Here is a 16202-nt window from a genome sequence, read left to right as displayed (position 1 = left end):
AAGAGCGCGACCATGGCCGTTTCGGGGTTTGACGCGCAAGGGCCAAGGGCTGAAAAAGCGGTAAAGCCAAAGGCGATCACGAAGGAGTGCCGGGACCGAAATTTCGTTTCGACAGCGCCTGACGTAATTTTCTGTCGCCAAACGTCCAAGAATTTGGTGAATCGGTCTTGTGTGCGCCCAGGATTTCTGCCATAAAAATTTAGGACAGTAGTGCTGTCTTATTTTGTCGCACAAGTCAGGCTGGATTGGCGTATCATTTGGGCCACTCCGGCCGTTGCCGCGAGCGACGGGTAGACGGCTCGGCTGTGGCCTGTACGATACCGGATACGAACCGGCGGTGCACCGCACGGTCCGCCAAGGATTTCGAAAAGACGTGCCGCAAGAATGAGAGCGGAAGCCAGTCGCTTCCCAAGGTAGACCAGCGCCCCAAATGCTAGACGTGCAAGGGGCCGGAACGGAGGACAGGACGATGACGGAACTGACGCCATCTGCGATTATCGGCCAGGCCGCGCAGACGAAAGCGGCAGCCGTTAAAAATACCGTTCTGACCAAAGAAGGCCAGACCACCAACGGCCTGACCACCAATGGCATGGCCGCGCAGGGTCTCTACGATCCGCGCAACGAGCATGACGCGTGCGGCGTCGGCTTCATCGTCAACATGAAGAACGTGAAGTCGCACCAGATCGTCAAGGACGGGCTCTTCGTGCTCGAAAACCTGACGCATCGCGGCGCTGTCGGCGCCGATCCGCTCATGGGCGACGGCGCCGGCGTGCTGGTGCAAATCCCCGATCGTTTCTTCCGCGAAGAGATGGCGGCCCAGGGCGTCGAACTGCCGGCGGCAGGCCAATACGGCGTCGGCCACTGGTTCATGCCGCAGGATGCGGCACTGCGCGCCCATATCGAAGAGATCATCGCCGAATCGGCGCTGTCAGAAGGGCTGCCGCTTTTAGGCTTTCGCGACGTGCCAGTCGACAATTCATCGCTGTCGAAGGCGCCCGATATTGCGGCCTCCGAACCGTTCCATCGCCAGGTCTTCATCGGCCGCACATCGGACATTCCAGATGACGAGGAATACGAGGCCAGGCTGTACCTGCTGCGCAAGGTGATTTCCGGCCGTATCTACGCCGAGAACAACAACAAGGATATCGGCGCCTACTGTGTGTCGCTATCGGCGCGTACCATTGTCTACAAGGGCATGTTCCTGGCCTACCAGGTCGGCGCCTATTACAAGGATTTGTCGGATCCGCGTTTCGAGACCGCGCTGATCCTCGTCCACCAGCGCTTCTCGACCAACACCTTCCCGTCCTGGAAGCTGGCGCACCCCTACCGCATGGTCGCGCATAATGGCGAGATCAACACGGTGCGCGGCAACAACAACTGGATGGCGGCGCGCCAGGCCTCGGTCGATTCCGAACTGTTCGGCAACAACATCTCGAAGCTGTGGCCGATCTCCTATGACGGCCAGTCCGACACGGCGTGCTTCGACAATGCGCTCGAGTTCCTGTTCCAGGGCGGCTACAGCCTCAGCCATGCCATGATGATGCTGATCCCCGAAGCGTGGGCCGGCAACAAGCTGATGGATGCCGACCGCAAGGCTTTCTACGAATACCATGCAGCCCTGATGGAGCCGTGGGACGGGCCGGCCGCGGTCGCCTTCACCGACGGCCGCCAGATCGGCGCCACGCTCGACCGCAACGGGCTGCGGCCGGCGCGCTACATCGTCACCGACGACGACCGCGTCATCATGGCGTCAGAGGCCGGCGTGCTGCCGGTGCCGGAGGAGAGGATCGTCAAGAAGTGGCGGCTGCAGCCCGGCCGCATGCTTCTGATCGACCTCGCCAAGGGCCGCATCATTTCCGACGAGGAGATCAAGTCGGAGATCGCCACCAGGCATCCCTACAAGACCTGGCTCAACAACACGCAGCTGATCCTCGAGGATCTGAAGCCGGTGGAGCCGCGCGCGCTGCGCAAGGATGTCAGCCTGCTCGATCGCCAGCAGGCTTTCGGCTACACGCAGGAAGACACCAAGCTGTTGATGTCGCCGATGGCGACCACCGGCCAGGAAGCCGTGGGTTCGATGGGCACCGACACGCCGATCTCGGCGATGTCGGACAAGTCGAAGCTGCTCTACACCTATTTCAAACAGAATTTCGCCCAGGTCACCAACCCGCCGATCGACCCGATCCGCGAGGAGCTGGTGATGAGCCTGGTGTCGTTCATCGGGCCGCGGCCGAACATCTTCGACCTGGTCGGCAATTCGCGCCGCAAGCGGCTCGAAGTGCGCCAGCCGATCCTGACCAATGGCGATCTGGAAAAGATCCGCTCGATCGGCCACACCGAGGACCGTTTCGACACCAAGACCATCGACATCACCTACGGGTCGAGCGAGGGCGCGGCCGGCATGCAGGGCGCCGTCGAGCGTCTGTGCGAGCGGGCGGAAGCCGCTGTCGCCGGCGGCTACAACATCATCATCCTGTCCGACCGCCAGGTCGGTCCCGACCGTATCGCCATTCCGGCACTGCTGGCGACGGCTGCCGTGCACCACCATCTGATCCGCAAGGGTCTGCGCACCGCGGTCGGCCTGGTCGTGGAATCCGGCGAGCCGCGCGAAGTGCATCATTTCTGCTGTCTCGCCGGCTACGGCGCCGAGGCGATCAACCCCTACCTTGCCTTCGATACGCTGCTCGACATGCACAAGCGTGGCGAACTGCCGGCTGAGGTCGACGCCTACGAGGTGGTCTCGCGCTACATCAAGTCGATCGGCAAGGGCATCCTCAAGGTGATGTCGAAGATGGGCATCTCCACCTACCAGTCCTATTGCGGCGCGCAGATATTCGACGCCATCGGGCTGAAGTCGGATTTCGTCGAGAAGTACTTCACCGGCACAGCGACGCTGATCGAAGGTGTCGGTCTGGACGAGGTCGCGGCCGAGACGCTCAGCCGCCACACCGACGGTTTCGGCAACGATCCGGTGCTGCGCAACAGCCTCGAGGTCGGCGGCGAGTACATGTACCGCATGCGCGGCGAAGCCCATATGTGGTCGCCCGACGCCGTCGCCACCTTGCAGCACGCCGTGCGTCAGGGCTCGTGGGAGACGTTCAAGGAGTATTCCGCGCAGATCGACAGCGAGACGGCCCGTGCCCAGACCATACGCGGCCTGTTCAGGATCAAGCTTGCGGAAGAGACCGGCCGCAAGAAGGTGGCGATAGAGGACGTGATGTCGGCGGCCGATATCGTCAAGCGCTTCTCGACCGGGGCGATGTCGTTCGGCTCGATCTCGCGCGAGGCACACACGACGCTGGCGCGCGCCATGAACCAGATCGGCGGCAAGTCGAACACCGGCGAGGGCGGCGAAGAGGCCGACCGCTATCTGCCGCTGCCCGGCGGCAGCAAGAACCCCGAACGTTCGGCGATCAAGCAGGTCGCCTCGGGGCGCTTTGGCGTCACCGCCGAGTATCTCGTCAATTCCGATGTCATGCAGATCAAGGTCGCGCAGGGCGCCAAGCCCGGTGAGGGCGGCCAGCTGCCCGGCCACAAGGTCGACGCCACCATCGCCAAGGTCCGGCACTCGACGCCCGGCGTCGGCCTGATCTCGCCGCCGCCGCATCACGACATCTATTCGATCGAGGATCTGGCGCAGCTGATCTACGATCTGAAGAACGTCAACCCGGCGGCCGACGTCTCGGTAAAGCTGGTGTCGGAAGTCGGTGTCGGTACGGTTGCGGCGGGCGTCGCCAAGGCGCGCGCCGACCACATCACCATCTCCGGCTATGATGGCGGCACCGGCGCGTCGCCGCTGACCTCGCTCAAGCATGCCGGCAGTCCATGGGAAATGGGCCTTGCCGAGACGCACCAGACGCTGGTACTGAACGGGCTGCGCTCGCGCGTTGCGCTGCAGGTCGATGGTGGCTTGCGCACGGGGCGCGACGTCATCATCGGTGCGCTGCTCGGTGCCGACGAGTTCGGCTTCTCGACCGCGCCGCTGATCGCGGCCGGCTGCATCATGATGCGCAAGTGCCACTTGAACACCTGCCCGGTCGGCGTCGCGACGCAGGACCCGGTTCTGCGCAAGCGTTTCAAGGGCACGCCCGAGCATGTCATCAACTTCTTCTTCTATGTTGCGGAAGAGGTGAGGGGGCTGCTGGCCGAGATGGGCTACACCCATATCGACCAGATCATCGGCGACAGCGACCTGCTGGAAAAGCGCGAGATGATCCAGCATTGGAAGGCGCGCGGGCTCGATTTCGGCAAGATGTTCTTCAAGCCGGACGCGCCGCATGAGGCGGTGCACTGGACCGAACGGCAGAAACACCCGATCGACGATGTACTCGATCGCAAGCTAATCGAACTGGCGAAGCCCGCGCTCGAAAGCAAGCAGCCGGTCAAGATCGAGGTCGACATCCGCAATGTCGATCGCTCCACGGGCGCCATGCTGTCGGGCGAAGTCGCCAAGCGCTTCAGGCACAAGGGCCTGCGCGAGGACACGATCCAGGTGAAGCTGACCGGCACCGCCGGCCAGTCGTTCGGCGCCTTCCTGGCGCGCGGCATCTCGTTCGATCTCGTCGGTGCGGCCAACGACTATGTCGGCAAAGGCCTGTCGGGCGGACGCATCGTCATCCGGCCGCCGGAGGAGTCCAGGATCGTCGCGGCGGAATCGATCATCGTCGGCAACACCGTCCTCTATGGCGCGACCGAGGGCGAGGCCTATTTCGCAGGTGTCGCCGGCGAGCGCTTCGCGGTGCGCAATTCGGGCGTCGCCGCCGTCGTTGAAGGCGTCGGCGATCATGGCTGCGAATACATGACCGGCGGCATCGTCGTCGTCATCGGCCAGACCGGTCGCAACTTCGCTGCCGGCATGTCGGGCGGCGTGGCCTATGTTCTGGATGAGGCCGGCGATTTCGCCGCGCGCTGCAACATGGCGATGGTCGAGTTGGAGCCGGTTCCGGAAGAAGACGATCTGATGGAAAGGCTGCTGCATCATGGCGGTGACCTCGACCACAAGGGTCGCGTCGACGTCTCGGGCGACATGACCACCCATGACGAGGAACGGCTTTACCAGCTTATCTCGAACCACGTCCATTTCACCGGTTCGGTACGCGGCCGCGAGATACTCGACGACTGGACGACCTTCCGGCCGAAATTCCGCAAGATCATGCCGGTCGAATACCGCCGCGCGCTGATCGAGATGGAACGCATGCGCATGGGCGTGGCGGCGGAATAGGTTTTTCGACTTGCCGGGAGGCGCAGGCTTCCCGGCGGAACTTTCAGCGACAGTTTGACCTCGGATGCAAGGTTGCCACGGCTGCCTCAAGGGGTTAACGGGTGCGAAAACCGCACCATCTGGACAGCAGGAACTGGACTATGGGCAAGGTAACAGGCTTTCTCGAAATCGACCGGCAGGTGCACAAGTACCAGCCGGCCTCCGACCGCATCCGGCATTTTCGTGAATTCACGCTGCCGATGTCGGACAAGGAGGTCGAGAAACAGGCGGCGCGCTGCATGGATTGCGGCATCCCGTTCTGCCACGGGCCGACCGGTTGCCCGATCCACAACCAGATCCCGGACTGGAACGACCTCGTCTACAATGGCGACTGGGACAATGCGATCCGCAACCTGCATTCGACCAACAATTTCCCCGAGTTCACCGGCCGCATCTGCCCCGCGCCCTGCGAGGAAGCCTGCACGCTGAACCTCGAGGACATTCCGGTTGCCATCAAGACTGTCGAACAGGCAATCGCCGACAAGGCTTATGAAACCGGCCATATCCGGCCTTATCCGCCAGAGAAGAAGACGGGCAAGCGGGTCGCTGTCATCGGCTCCGGCCCGGCAGGGATGGCGGCGGCGCAGCAGCTTGGCCGCGCCGGCCACGAGGTCAGCGTTTATGAGCGTGAGAGCCGTCCCGGCGGGCTGATGCGCTACGGCATTCCCGACTTCAAGATCGAGAAGCACTATATCGACCGCCGCATCGAGCAGATGCAGGGCGAGGGCGTGACCTTCCATTGCGGCGTCAATGTCGGCGTCGACAAGCCGGTGGCAGAGTTGCTCGCCGGATACGATGCGGTGCTCTATTGCGGCGGTTCGGAATCGCCGCGTCCGGCCAACATTCCGGGCGACGATCTCGGCGGCGTCTATGACGCCATGCCCTATCTGGTGCAGCAGAACCGTCGCGTCGGCGGCGAGCCGATCCAGTCGGTGGCCTGGCCGTCGCATCCGATCATCGCCGGCGGCCAGCATGTCGTCGTCGTCGGCGGCGGCGATACCGCGTCCGACTGCGTCGGCACCGCCTTCCGCCAGGGCGCGGTGCGCGTCACCCAGCTCGACATCCGCCCGCAGCCGCCGGAGAAGGAAGACAAGCTTTCGGTCTGGCCTTACTGGGCGACCAAGATGCGCACCTCGTCCTCACAGGCCGAAGGTGCGGAGCGCGAATTCCAGGTGGCGACGCTCGAATTCATCGGCGAGGACGGCCAGCTGACCGGCGTCAAATGCTGCGAAGTCGACGAGAAGCGCAAGCCTATCCCCGGCACCGAATTCGTCATCCGTGCAGACCTCGCCTTCATCGCCATCGGCTTTGCCGGACCGGCTGCCGCCGGCGTCGCGAAAGAGCTGGACGGTGAGATGAAAATCACCACCGACAGCCGCCGTTCCCGCAATGTCGAAGCCAACGATCGCGACTACAAGACCAGCGTCGACAAGCTCTACGCCGCAGGTGATGTGCGCCGCGGCCAGTCGCTGGTTGTGTGGGCGATCCGCGAAGGCCGCCAGGCCGCGCGCTCGATCGATGAAGCGCTGATGGGGTCGACGGTACTCCCCCGTTAACGGTTGATCGCCGTCGTCGTATCCGTCGCGGCAGCGGCCTTGGGCGGCCAGGAGAAGTCGTCGGCGCGACCGGGCGAGGCCTCGGGCGCCTTGCCTTCGAGGATTAGTTTTTCGCCGGGCAGATCCGGATTGGCTTTCGGCGCCGCCGCCGCACCGAGAAGCTCGGTCCCGCCGTCGAGCGCCGGATCGTTGAGCAGCATTGGAACGGTGCGGTCGACCACGATCGGGGCGGCGGGCAGCGACGGCGCCTCGACCGGGGCGCCGGCCGGTGCGGCAGCCGTCACCACGCTTCCCGGCGCTGCCAGGCCGAGGATCTTGGCCAGCGGCTTTTCGGTGTAGAAGGCGAGCTTTCGCTTGCCGGCTTTCGAGACGTTGATGCCGTCGTCGGAGCGCAGCCGCACGGCCTGGCCGTTAATGTCGGGGCCGGTCGAGACAAAGGCGCCGTTCTCGTCGACGAACCCATCCCAGACATCGACGAATTCGCCGCCGTTCTTCTCGGCAGCCGAGTGGTAGATGTCGTTGAATGCCAGCATGTCGGAGGTCATCTTCGGCGTCTTGAAGGCTGGCATGCCGACCCACAGATAAGGCACCTTGGTCGCCGCCAGTGCCTTTCCCAAGGCTTCGGTCCGGCGTTCGTATTCCTTGGTCCAGTTCTCGGAGCGCGGCTGCTCGCGCACATCGTTGACGCGCATCTGCTGGCGGTCGTTGGAGCCCAGCATGACGACCACGGCGGCGGGCTTCTCGGTCTCGACCAGCGATTTGACCTGTTCGGGCCAGTTGTAGACATCATCGCGCACGAAACCCGAAGAACCGTTGGCGCGCTCGACGATCCTGACGTTGGCATTGTCGGCAAAGGCTGTTTCGAGGCCTTCGGCCAGGCCGTTGGCCATGAAATCGCCGATCACCAGAACGACGCGGGAATCCGGTGTCTTCTCGACAATCGGAGCGGAAGGTTCAACGGGTGCACGGGGCTTCTTCTTGACCTTCGGCTTTGCCTTGCGGACGTCGAGCGGCGGCTCGATGCGTTCGCTGCGGCGCGGGAACAGAAGGTCGCGCAGCGACCAGCCGCGGTTCTGCGGTTGTTCCTGCGCCAAAGCCGGTGTGTGGAAAGTGCCGGCGAGTCCCGTCGCCAGGACAACGATGGCCAGAACGAGGATCGGCAAGCGGAAAACGATCACACGGATACGCGTTGCCGAAACCAAGCACCCTCTCCATCCCTTGGTGCATGGCCCTCGCAGGGGATCATGCACAGACCGATGCTACGGCATCCCTTGCGCGTCACAGATGCGCGCTGCCGTCGCCGGCTCTATTTCTTTCTGAGCCATTTGAGCACTTCCATGCTCGGATACCCGTCCTGGGTCAAGCCGACCGTTGCCTGATAGGTCATGATGGCGGTTTTCGTGCCGTCACCGATCTTGCCGTCGAACTTGCCGTCGTAAAGTCCGTGCTGCGAAAGCCGCTTCTGCAACTCCTGCCTTTCCTCGAAGGACAGTTTGGTGAAGGGCCGCTTCCAGTCCTGCACCAGACCATTAGAGCCGGCGATTTCGTCGGCAAGAAGGCCGACGGCCAGGGCATATTTGTCGGCGTTGTTGTAGGCCTTGATGACGGAGAAGTTCTTGATCATCAGGAAGGCCGGTCCGCCGCGGCCGTCCGGCACTTTCAGGGTCGCCTTGTCGGTTGCGTTCTTGAACGGCTTGCCATTGGCCCTGGCGACGCCGAGCGCCTGCCACTGCGCCAATGTCTTCGAGCCGGCCGGCAGTTTGCCCGCCGGAATGGTGACCTCGTAGCCCCAGGTCTTGCCGCCCTGCCAGCCATTCTTCTTCAGCAGATTGGCTGATGTCGCCAACGCATCGGGGATCGAATTCCAGATGTCGCGCTTGCCGTTGCCGTCCATGTCGACGGCATAATGCTGGTAGCTGGTCGGGATGAACTGGGTCTGGCCCATGGCGCCGGCCCAGGAGCCCATCAGGTGGCTTTCGTCGATGTCGCCGGTCTGCAGGATTTTCAGCGCGGCGACCAATTGGGTGCGGGCGAATTTCGAACGCTTCGGGTCGCCATAGGCGAGGGTTGCCAGCGAGCGGATGACATTGCGCATGATGTCGTCGCGCTTGAGGATCTCGCCATAATTCGATTCCATCGACCAGATGGCGAGCAGGATGTAGCGGTCGACGCCGAACCTCGCCTCGATCCGTTCCAGCCACGGCTTCCATTTTTTGGCCATCTGCTGGCCGACGGCAACGGACTGGTCGTGGACGCGGTTGTCGAAATAGTCCCAGGCAGGTGCGGTGAATTCGGGCTGGGTGCGTGCCTTTTCCAGCACCACCGGGTCGGGCTCATTGATGCCCCGGAACGCTCGGTCGTAGACCCCGCCGGAAACGCCGCCCGCCACGGCCGTGGCGCGGAAGCCGGCGACCCATTGCCGAAAACCGGCATCGGCGAAGGCCGGTCCGGCCGGCATCAGCAAGGCGAGCGAGAGGCTGGCCGCCGTCAGCACGCTGGTAAAGAGTTTTGCGGCACTGCGAACGGACATATTTTCCCCTTTCTCTATCTCAGGAAAGACCATTCATCGCCGAACCGGGTTAGCAATTGGTTTACCATAGGCGGCGCCTGGAACGAAAAGACACGTGGATGCTTTACCGGTTGATGTTTCCCTCAATGGCCCGATAATCCACAATTCCGGCGCGAGAATGTCGCGAGGCCGGGCACGCCCTCAAACGGATAATTGACGCATGAAGCGAGTTCGCAAGGCAGTTTTCCCGGTCGCCGGTCTCGGCACACGGTTTCTCCCGGCCACCAAGGCCATTCCCAAGGAGATGCTGACCGTCGTCGACCGGCCGGTCATCCAGTATGTCGTCGATGAGGCGCGCGAGGCCGGCATCGAACATTTCATCTTCGTCACCGGCCGCAACAAGGCGGTCATAGAAGACCATTTCGATATCCAGTTCGAGCTCTATGATACGCTGGCACAGCGCGGCAAGGACGATCAGCTGGCCCGCTTGCAGCGGCTGCAGCCGGCGCCGGGGCAGACCTCGTTCACCCGCCAGCAGGTGCCGATGGGGCTCGGCCACGCCGTCTGGTGCGCCCGCGAACTGGTCGGCGATGAACCCTTCGCGCTGTTGCTGCCCGACATGATCATGCAGTCGGAGAAGAGCTGCACGAAGGCCATGGTCGAGCTCTACGAGGAGACGGGCAACAACATCATCGCCGTACAGGAATGCGATCCGGCCGAGACCCACAAATATGGCATTGTCGGCCGCGGCGAGGACACGCATCACGGCTTCCGCATCACCGAGATGGTCGAAAAGCCGAAGACCGGCACCGCGCCGTCCAATCTCTACATCAACGGCCGCTACATCCTGCAGCCCGAGATTTTCAAGATCCTCGAAAGCCAGGAAAAGGGCGCCGGCAACGAGATCCAGCTCACCGACGCGATGCTGAAGCTGGAAAAGCAGCAGCCCTTCTTTGGCTACCACTTTCAGGGCCGCACCTTCGATTGCGGCTCGCCGGAAGGCTTCGTCGAGGCCAATGTCGCCTTCGCGCTGTGGCGCAGCGACATGAACGAGAACATGGCCGGCGTCATCCGCACGCTGCTCGATGAGATGAAGCCGTCCGAGCGTCGCGGCGCTGCTTTTTAGCTACCGCTGCAGCTTCAGCCCCAAATAGATGCTGTTGGCGGTGTAGTTGCGCCCGGGCAGATTGCTGGTCAGCTTTTCGGTGCGGGCGCGGCTGGTGAGGCCGACATAGCGGTTCAGCCACCAGGTCAGCCCGGCCTCTGCACTCAGCGTCATGTCATGGCCGTCGGAGCCGGTGTAATTGCGCCAGTCGAGCCCAAGGGCTGCGTTGCCGGTCAGGTCGGCGCGGATCTGCCGCTCGCCGGTGAGGCGGCCGGAATAGAGGATGTCGCCGCTCTTACCGGCATTCGTCGTGCCTTCGACCGTGGTTCGCCCGGTGAGGCCGATGATGGTACCGCGCTCGGGCGACCATTTGAGGTCGGCATTGATGGTGGCTCCCGAAATCGCCTCCAGGTTCTTGTCGTCGATCGCCTCCCTCAGCCAGCCGGCCGAGAACTCACCCTTGAGCTTCTCGCCCATGTCGACTTCGATACCGGCGCGCGCGCCAAGCCGGGTCGAAGAGCGCTCGAAGCCCTTGTTGTCGATCCGTTGGTCATATACCCGGCGGCCGAGCTCAATCTCAGCAAAGGGCGTCAGAGCCGGGGAAATTTCATAGCCGGTCCGCAACGTTGCGGTGTAGAGCGTGTTGTCCTGGTCCTTCTGCGACAGCGAGGTGCCATCGGTAAGTTCGGCATCGCCATAGATGTCGTGGGAGACGGCGCCGGTCAGCGCAAAGCGCATCTTGCCGACGTCCTTCTCGACGCCGAGGCTGCCGTCGACCGTCTGGCGGATCGGCTGCGATTTGACGCCGGCAATGGCGTCGGGCGCGGAGGCCGATTCCGGTGCAATCTCGTAGCCGAGCTTGGCGATGGCGCGCAGTTCATTGTCGAGGTCGACATTGTACGTGCCTTGGATACGGCCGCGTGCCTCATTGATCTTCTGGCCCGAAATGGTGTTGCGGAAATTACCGTAGCCGTCGATGACCGCCGAATTCTCGCGCCAATCGGAGGCGGCGGAGAAACGCAGCGCCGTTTCGGACAGCACCGCCGACTTGCCGCCAGCGCTGGAATCGGCGTTCGACGTGACGGCAACGCCCTGCTCGAGCGCCGGCCGCAGCAGGAACGAGCCGACCTTGATGCCGGTTGCCGCGTACGGGTCGTCCTCGAGCTTCTTCTTCAGGCCCTCGATGGCGTCGGTGCGCTCGGCGCCGGGGTCGAGCTTTCGTCGGTCGACGCCGTCGACGGTGAGGACACGGCGGTTGGCTATGTCCTGATCGGCGTCGCCTGCCGCAGTGCCGTCCGGAGTCGTTCCGGTGGTGGTCTGGTCCGTGGCTTTGCCAGGCTTCTTCTTGTCGGCAGCCTTGGTTTTGTCCTTGGCCTTGTCTGCATCCGCGTCGGCGCGTTGCTTTGCCGTCGACGGGCGGCGTGGCAGGACGGTTGGCGGCTTGTCGGCGAACGAATCGTCGATGGTCGCCGGCGGGTCGAAAATGCTGTTTGCGCCGGCCTGTGACGGGTCGGTGTCATCAGGCAAGGCGCCATCGCTGGCCGGCACATAAGCGGTTGGCGTGTTTCCCGTGGGGGCGGTGTCGGCAGGGGCGGGCTTGACCTGCGTGTTGGCCTTGCTCAATTGCCTGGCCCGGCGCTGCTGGTCGGACAGGATCGCCGATTCCGAAACTTCGCCGCGCAGCTCGGTCTCCTGGGCATGAAGCGCAGTTGGCCGCAGCAAAGCGAGCACGCTCGTCGCCAGAAGCAGAGCGCAAAACGCTCTGCCCGTTCGACCTTTTTTCTCTTGAGGTTGGGCCCGCGACATCGTCACCACTGCTTGCGCGGCGCAAGCGCGCCATACTTACCGAACCGTAAACGGGGATGGTTAACGGAGGGTTGAAGGGGTGCCTGTCGGACATGGCTGGACGGCAATTCTGTTGGACAGGCGAACGGCAAAGCGCTAATCGCATCAGCCATGCATGCGGGATCCCAAGAAAAGAAGCCTTTGGAGGCTTCGATCGCCTCGGCGCTGAGAACGGTAGCCACGGAACAGGCCGGCGTGGCGGCATTGGCCGCCGCGCTGGAGAACGAACTGGCCGAACCTTTCGCCCGCGCCGTCGACATGGTGTCGCGCATCAATGGCCGCGTCATAGTCACCGGCGTCGGCAAAAGCGGCCATATCGGCACTAAGATCGCGGCCAGTCTGGCTTCGACCGGCACGCCTGCCTTCTTCGTCCATCCGGCGGAGGCCAATCATGGCGACCTTGGCATGATCGCCAGAGACGATGCCATCATCGCCATGTCATGGTCCGGCGAGAGCAGAGAATTGATGGGCATCGTCGCCTATTCCAGGCGCTTCTCGATCCCGCTGATTGCGATTACCGCGGGCGCGGCCTCGGCGCTGGCGCGCGCGGCCGACGTGGTGCTGCTCCTGCCGTCCGTGCCGGAAGCCTGCCCGCACGGCCTGGCGCCGACGACATCGACCCTGCTGCAACTGGTGGTCGGCGATGCGCTGGCTATCGCGCTGCTCGAAGCGCGCGGCTTCACGCCCGACCATTTCCGCACATTCCACCCCGGCGGCCAGCTCGGCGCCAATCTCACGCAGATCCACGAGATCATGCATGTCGGCGACAGGCTGCCGCTGGTGTCTTCCGGCACGGGCATGCGCGAGGCGATCCTCGAATTGTCGAACAAGGGCTTCGGCTGCGTGGCGATCGCGACGGCGGATGGCGCGTTGGTGGGCATCATCACCGATGGCGACATCAGGCGTCACATCGGCAGCAATCTCATGGAAATGAGCGTCGATCAGGTGATGACGAAAAAGCCGAAGACGGCCACACCGGACACGCTGGTGGCGACGGCGCTGCAGATTATCAACAATTCGGCCATTACGAGCCTGATGGTGGTCGAAGGCAGGCGGCTCGTGGGACTGGTTCATCTGCACGACCTGCTGCGCATCGGCGCCGCCTGAAAAAATCAAAGGACGCGTCGCGTTCGGGAAGCCCTAGGCGACGCGGCCTGATTTTTCCGGATCGAAAGCGCCATGCGCTTTCGAAATGTCAAACTGCCTCGACGGTCAGTTCCAGATCGGTGTCGGCCGAACTGACGACGCGCACCTGCGTGCCGGCCGGCAGGTCGGGACCGGAGACGCGCCACAGTGTGTCGCCGAGTTTGATGCGGCCGCGACCGTCCTTGATCGGCTCGGCCAGCGTTGCCATCCTGCCGACCAACTGCGCGCCGCGCCGGTTGAGCAGCGGCTGGTCGCTAGGGGTATTACGCCCACCAACCAGCTTCTTTCCGGCAAAGGCCGAGACCAGCGACAGGGCCAGGAAGGCGAGGACCTGGACTTCCCAGGCCCAGAAGCTTGCGTCCCAGACGAGCAGGGAAATCACACCGATCACCAATGCGGCGATGCCGATCCACAGCATGAATATTCCTGGCGCGATGACCTCCATCACCAGGAGGACGAAGCCCAGAACCATCCAGTTCCACGGACCAAGTTCGGAAATGATGCGGTCGAACATGGGAGTGCGCTCCTATGATCTCAGTTCTCAGCTAGCCTCAATTCTCGCCTGGGCGAACCACCGGAGGGCGGGCGGCCTGCCTGGCGGCGCCGGCGGTGCCTTCGCTGCGGAACACCTCCCTGGCGATCTCGCTTATGCCGCCGAGCGTGCCGATCAGCGCCGAGGCTTCCATCGGCATCAGCACGACCTTGCTGTTGTTGGCGGTACCGATCTTGCCCATCGCTTCGGTGTATTTGAGCGCCACGAAGTAGTTGAGTGCCTGCACGTCGCCCTTGGAGATGGCTTCCGATACAACCTGGGTGGCTCGCGCTTCGGCCTCGGCCGAGCGTTCGCGTGCCTCGGCGTCGCGGAAGGCGGCTTCCTTGCGGCCTTCGGCCTCAAGGATCTGCGACTGCTTGAGGCCTTCGGCGGCGAGGATCTGCGCACGCTTGTTACGTTCAGCCGTCATCTGACGACCCATCGATTCGATGAGGTTGGCCGGCGGATTGATGTCCTTGATCTCGACGCGGGTGATCTTGATGCCCCACGGATGCGCCGCTTCGTCGACGACGCGCAGCAGGCGCTCGTTGATGGCGTCGCGGTTCGACAGCAATTCGTCGAGGTCCATCGAGCCCATGACGGTACGGATGTTGGTCATCGTCAAATTGAGAATGGCGTTCTCCAGGCCGGCGACCTGGTAGGCGGCCTGCGCCGCATTGAGGATCTGGTAGAAGGCGATGCCGTCGACGCCGACAATGGCGTTGTCGCGCGTGATGATTTCCTGGCTCGGAACGTCGAGCACCTGCTCCATCATGTTCATCTTGGCGCCGATTCGGTCGACGAACGGCACGATGAGGTTGAGGCCGGGGCTTAGTGTTTTGGTGTAACGACCAAAGCGCTCCACCGTATAATTATAGCCTTGCGGGATTGTCCGGATGCCTTTGATAAGAAGCACCAATACCAGAAAGGCAAGCGCACCAATCGCAATACCGAAACCACTGAAGTCCATTTGAATCTCCCTCAGATGCCGGCCATGGCGTTGATTCCATGCAACCGACTTCACCAAACACTTAGGTGTGTTTCAATAATGTTACAATCAGGTGATCGTTGATTATTAGTGCATGGAATAGCGCAACTGCGGCGATCGATCGCCGCAACGTGGCGGCCTCAGACCCAGCCCGACAGCTCGCGCCGCACCATCGCCTCGATCACCGCCATGCCTTCTGCACTGTCGTTGAGGCACGGGATGTGGGCGAATTTCTCGCCGCCGGCGTGATGGAAGGTCTCGGCCGCCTCGCGGCCGATTTCGTCCAGCGTCTCGATGCAGTCGACGGAAAAGCCTGGGTTGACGATGGCGATCGATTTCACGCCGTCCTTCGCCAGTTTCTCGACCGTCTTGTCGGTGTAGGGCTGCAGCCATTCCTGGGCGCCGAAGCGCGACTGGAAGGTGATGATCAGCTTCTTTTCATCCCACCCCAGTCGTTCACGCAACAGCCGTGTCGTCTTCTGGCAGTGGCAGTGATAGGGATCGCCCTTCTCGAAATAGGGCTTCGGGATGCCGTGATAGGAGGTGATGACCACCTCGGGCTCGAAGTCTAGCGTTGCCAGATGCCGTTCGATCGAATGGGCGAGCGCCTCGATGTAGACCGGCTCGTCATAGTAGGGCGGAACACTGCGCACGGCAGGCGCGCGGCGCATCTTCATCAAGGCGCGAAACAGCTGGTCGTTGGCGGTCGCGGTGGTGGTCGCGGAGTATTGCGGGTAGAGTGGGAACGACAGGATGCGGTCGCAGCCTTGCTCGACCAGCCTTTGAGCGACGCTCGCGGTCGAGGGGTTGCCGTAGCGCATCGCCCAGTCGACCACGACATCGGGTAGGTCGATGAGCGCTGCGGCCAGCTTTTCGCCCTGCGCCCGGGTGTAGGTGCGCAGCGGCGACTCGTTCCTCTCGCGGTTCCATATCCTGGCGTAATTGGCGCCGGACTTGTTCGGTCTCGTGGTCAGCACCAAGCCGTAGAGGATCGGATACCAGATCGCCTTGTTGAGCTCGATGACCCGCGGATCGGACAGGAATTCGCGGAGATAGCGCCACATCGGCTTGAAGTCGGTACCGTCCGGCGTGCCGAGATTGACCAACATGACGCCGATCTTGCCTGCCTTTACCGGCGGATGTCCGGCCGGCAGCGGGTCGAGCGCTTTCGCGGCTTTGGGGTCGACAGGCGTGGAAAGCGTCATGAAGGTCTCCCGACACCGCGAAACCGACGATGTCGGGCGAACCTAGCAATGTGGCG

General features: G+C 63.0%; 10 protein-coding genes. 4 read left to right on the top strand and 6 right to left on the bottom strand.

Annotated features, from left to right (window positions below):
* The first annotated feature begins 469 nt into the window (after nt 1-469).
* Nucleotides 470-5221 carry a glutamate synthase large subunit gene (gltB, locus tag X756_RS163215; RefSeq protein WP_023728415.1) on the top strand — a complete coding sequence of 1584 codons (4752 nt, stop codon included), beginning with the start codon at nt 470-472 and terminating at the stop codon, nt 5219-5221.
* A 140-nt stretch (nt 5222-5361) separates the two neighbouring features.
* A complete protein-coding gene (locus tag X756_RS163220) occupies nt 5362-6816 on the top strand; it encodes a glutamate synthase subunit beta (RefSeq protein WP_023686414.1) in 1455 nt (484 codons plus the stop codon).
* Here X756_RS163220 and X756_RS163225 read toward each other — a convergent pair.
* Nucleotides 6813-8018 (bottom strand): DUF459 domain-containing protein, encoded by a 1206-nt coding sequence (locus X756_RS163225; RefSeq protein ID WP_023728414.1) that lies wholly within the window; start codon nt 8016-8018, stop codon nt 6813-6815. The genes X756_RS163220 and X756_RS163225 overlap by 4 nt on opposite strands.
* 104 nt (nt 8019-8122) lie before the next feature.
* Nucleotides 8123-9346 (bottom strand): lytic murein transglycosylase, encoded by a 1224-nt coding sequence (locus tag X756_RS163230; RefSeq protein WP_023691763.1) that lies wholly within the window; start codon nt 9344-9346, stop codon nt 8123-8125.
* 199 nt (nt 9347-9545) lie between these two features.
* Here X756_RS163230 and galU point away from each other — a divergent pair, with 199 nt between their 5' ends.
* Entirely contained in the window at nt 9546-10451 is a 906-nt protein-coding gene (galU, locus tag X756_RS163235) for a UTP--glucose-1-phosphate uridylyltransferase GalU (RefSeq protein WP_023671956.1), read from the top strand.
* Here the strand turns inward: galU and X756_RS163240 are convergent, their stop codons facing one another.
* The gene (locus X756_RS163240) at nt 10452-12236 is read right to left on the bottom strand and encodes an outer membrane beta-barrel protein (protein ID WP_031201344.1); all 1785 of its coding nucleotides are present in this window, start codon (nt 12234-12236) and stop codon (nt 10452-10454) included.
* A gap of 150 nt (nt 12237-12386) precedes the next feature.
* Between X756_RS163240 and X756_RS163245 the strand changes: the two genes are divergently transcribed.
* The gene (locus X756_RS163245) at nt 12387-13382 is read left to right on the top strand and encodes a KpsF/GutQ family sugar-phosphate isomerase (RefSeq protein ID WP_023728412.1); all 996 of its coding nucleotides are present in this window, start codon (nt 12387-12389) and stop codon (nt 13380-13382) included.
* Nucleotides 13383-13470: 88 nt separating this feature from the next.
* Here X756_RS163245 and X756_RS163250 read toward each other — a convergent pair whose 3' ends face one another.
* From X756_RS163250 to hemH, 3 genes are all read right to left on the bottom strand, one after another.
* Nucleotides 13471-13935 (bottom strand): NfeD family protein, encoded by a 465-nt coding sequence (locus X756_RS163250; protein WP_023671953.1) that lies wholly within the window; start codon nt 13933-13935, stop codon nt 13471-13473.
* Between the two features lie 37 nt (nt 13936-13972).
* Complete coding sequence (locus tag X756_RS163255) at nt 13973-14923, bottom strand: SPFH domain-containing protein (RefSeq protein ID WP_023695711.1); 951 nt, start codon at nt 14921-14923, stop codon at nt 13973-13975.
* 158 nt (nt 14924-15081) lie between these two features.
* Nucleotides 15082-16146 carry a ferrochelatase gene (hemH, locus tag X756_RS163260; protein WP_023683248.1) on the bottom strand — a complete coding sequence of 355 codons (1065 nt, stop codon included), beginning with the start codon at nt 16144-16146 and terminating at the stop codon, nt 15082-15084.
* Nucleotides 16147-16202: the final 56 nt, after the last annotated feature.

Source organism: Mesorhizobium sp. LNJC405B00, from assembly GCF_000502615.1.
Classification (GTDB): Bacteria; Pseudomonadota; Alphaproteobacteria; order Rhizobiales; family Rhizobiaceae; genus Mesorhizobium.
Note: the sequence above shows the minus strand (reverse complement) of the source record. Positions and strands in the feature narration are given on the sequence as shown.

Coding starts and splice junctions, on each gene's coding strand:
- gltB (WP_023728415.1), top strand. CDS start 470: ATGACGGAACTGACGCCATCTGCGATTATCGGCCAGGCCGCGCAGACG.
- galU (WP_023671956.1), top strand. CDS start 9,546: ATGAAGCGAGTTCGCAAGGCAGTTTTCCCGGTCGCCGGTCTCGGCACA.
- X756_RS163255 (WP_023695711.1), bottom strand. CDS start 14,923: ATGGACTTCAGTGGTTTCGGTATTGCGATTGGTGCGCTTGCCTTTCTG.
- X756_RS163230 (WP_023691763.1), bottom strand. CDS start 9,346: ATGTCCGTTCGCAGTGCCGCAAAACTCTTTACCAGCGTGCTGACGGCG.
- X756_RS163240 (WP_031201344.1), bottom strand. CDS start 12,236: ATGTCGCGGGCCCAACCTCAAGAGAAAAAAGGTCGAACGGGCAGAGCG.
- X756_RS163220 (WP_023686414.1), top strand. CDS start 5,362: ATGGGCAAGGTAACAGGCTTTCTCGAAATCGACCGGCAGGTGCACAAG.
- X756_RS163245 (WP_023728412.1), top strand. CDS start 12,387: ATGCATGCGGGATCCCAAGAAAAGAAGCCTTTGGAGGCTTCGATCGCC.
- X756_RS163250 (WP_023671953.1), bottom strand. CDS start 13,935: ATGTTCGACCGCATCATTTCCGAACTTGGTCCGTGGAACTGGATGGTT.
- hemH (WP_023683248.1), bottom strand. CDS start 16,146: ATGACGCTTTCCACGCCTGTCGACCCCAAAGCCGCGAAAGCGCTCGAC.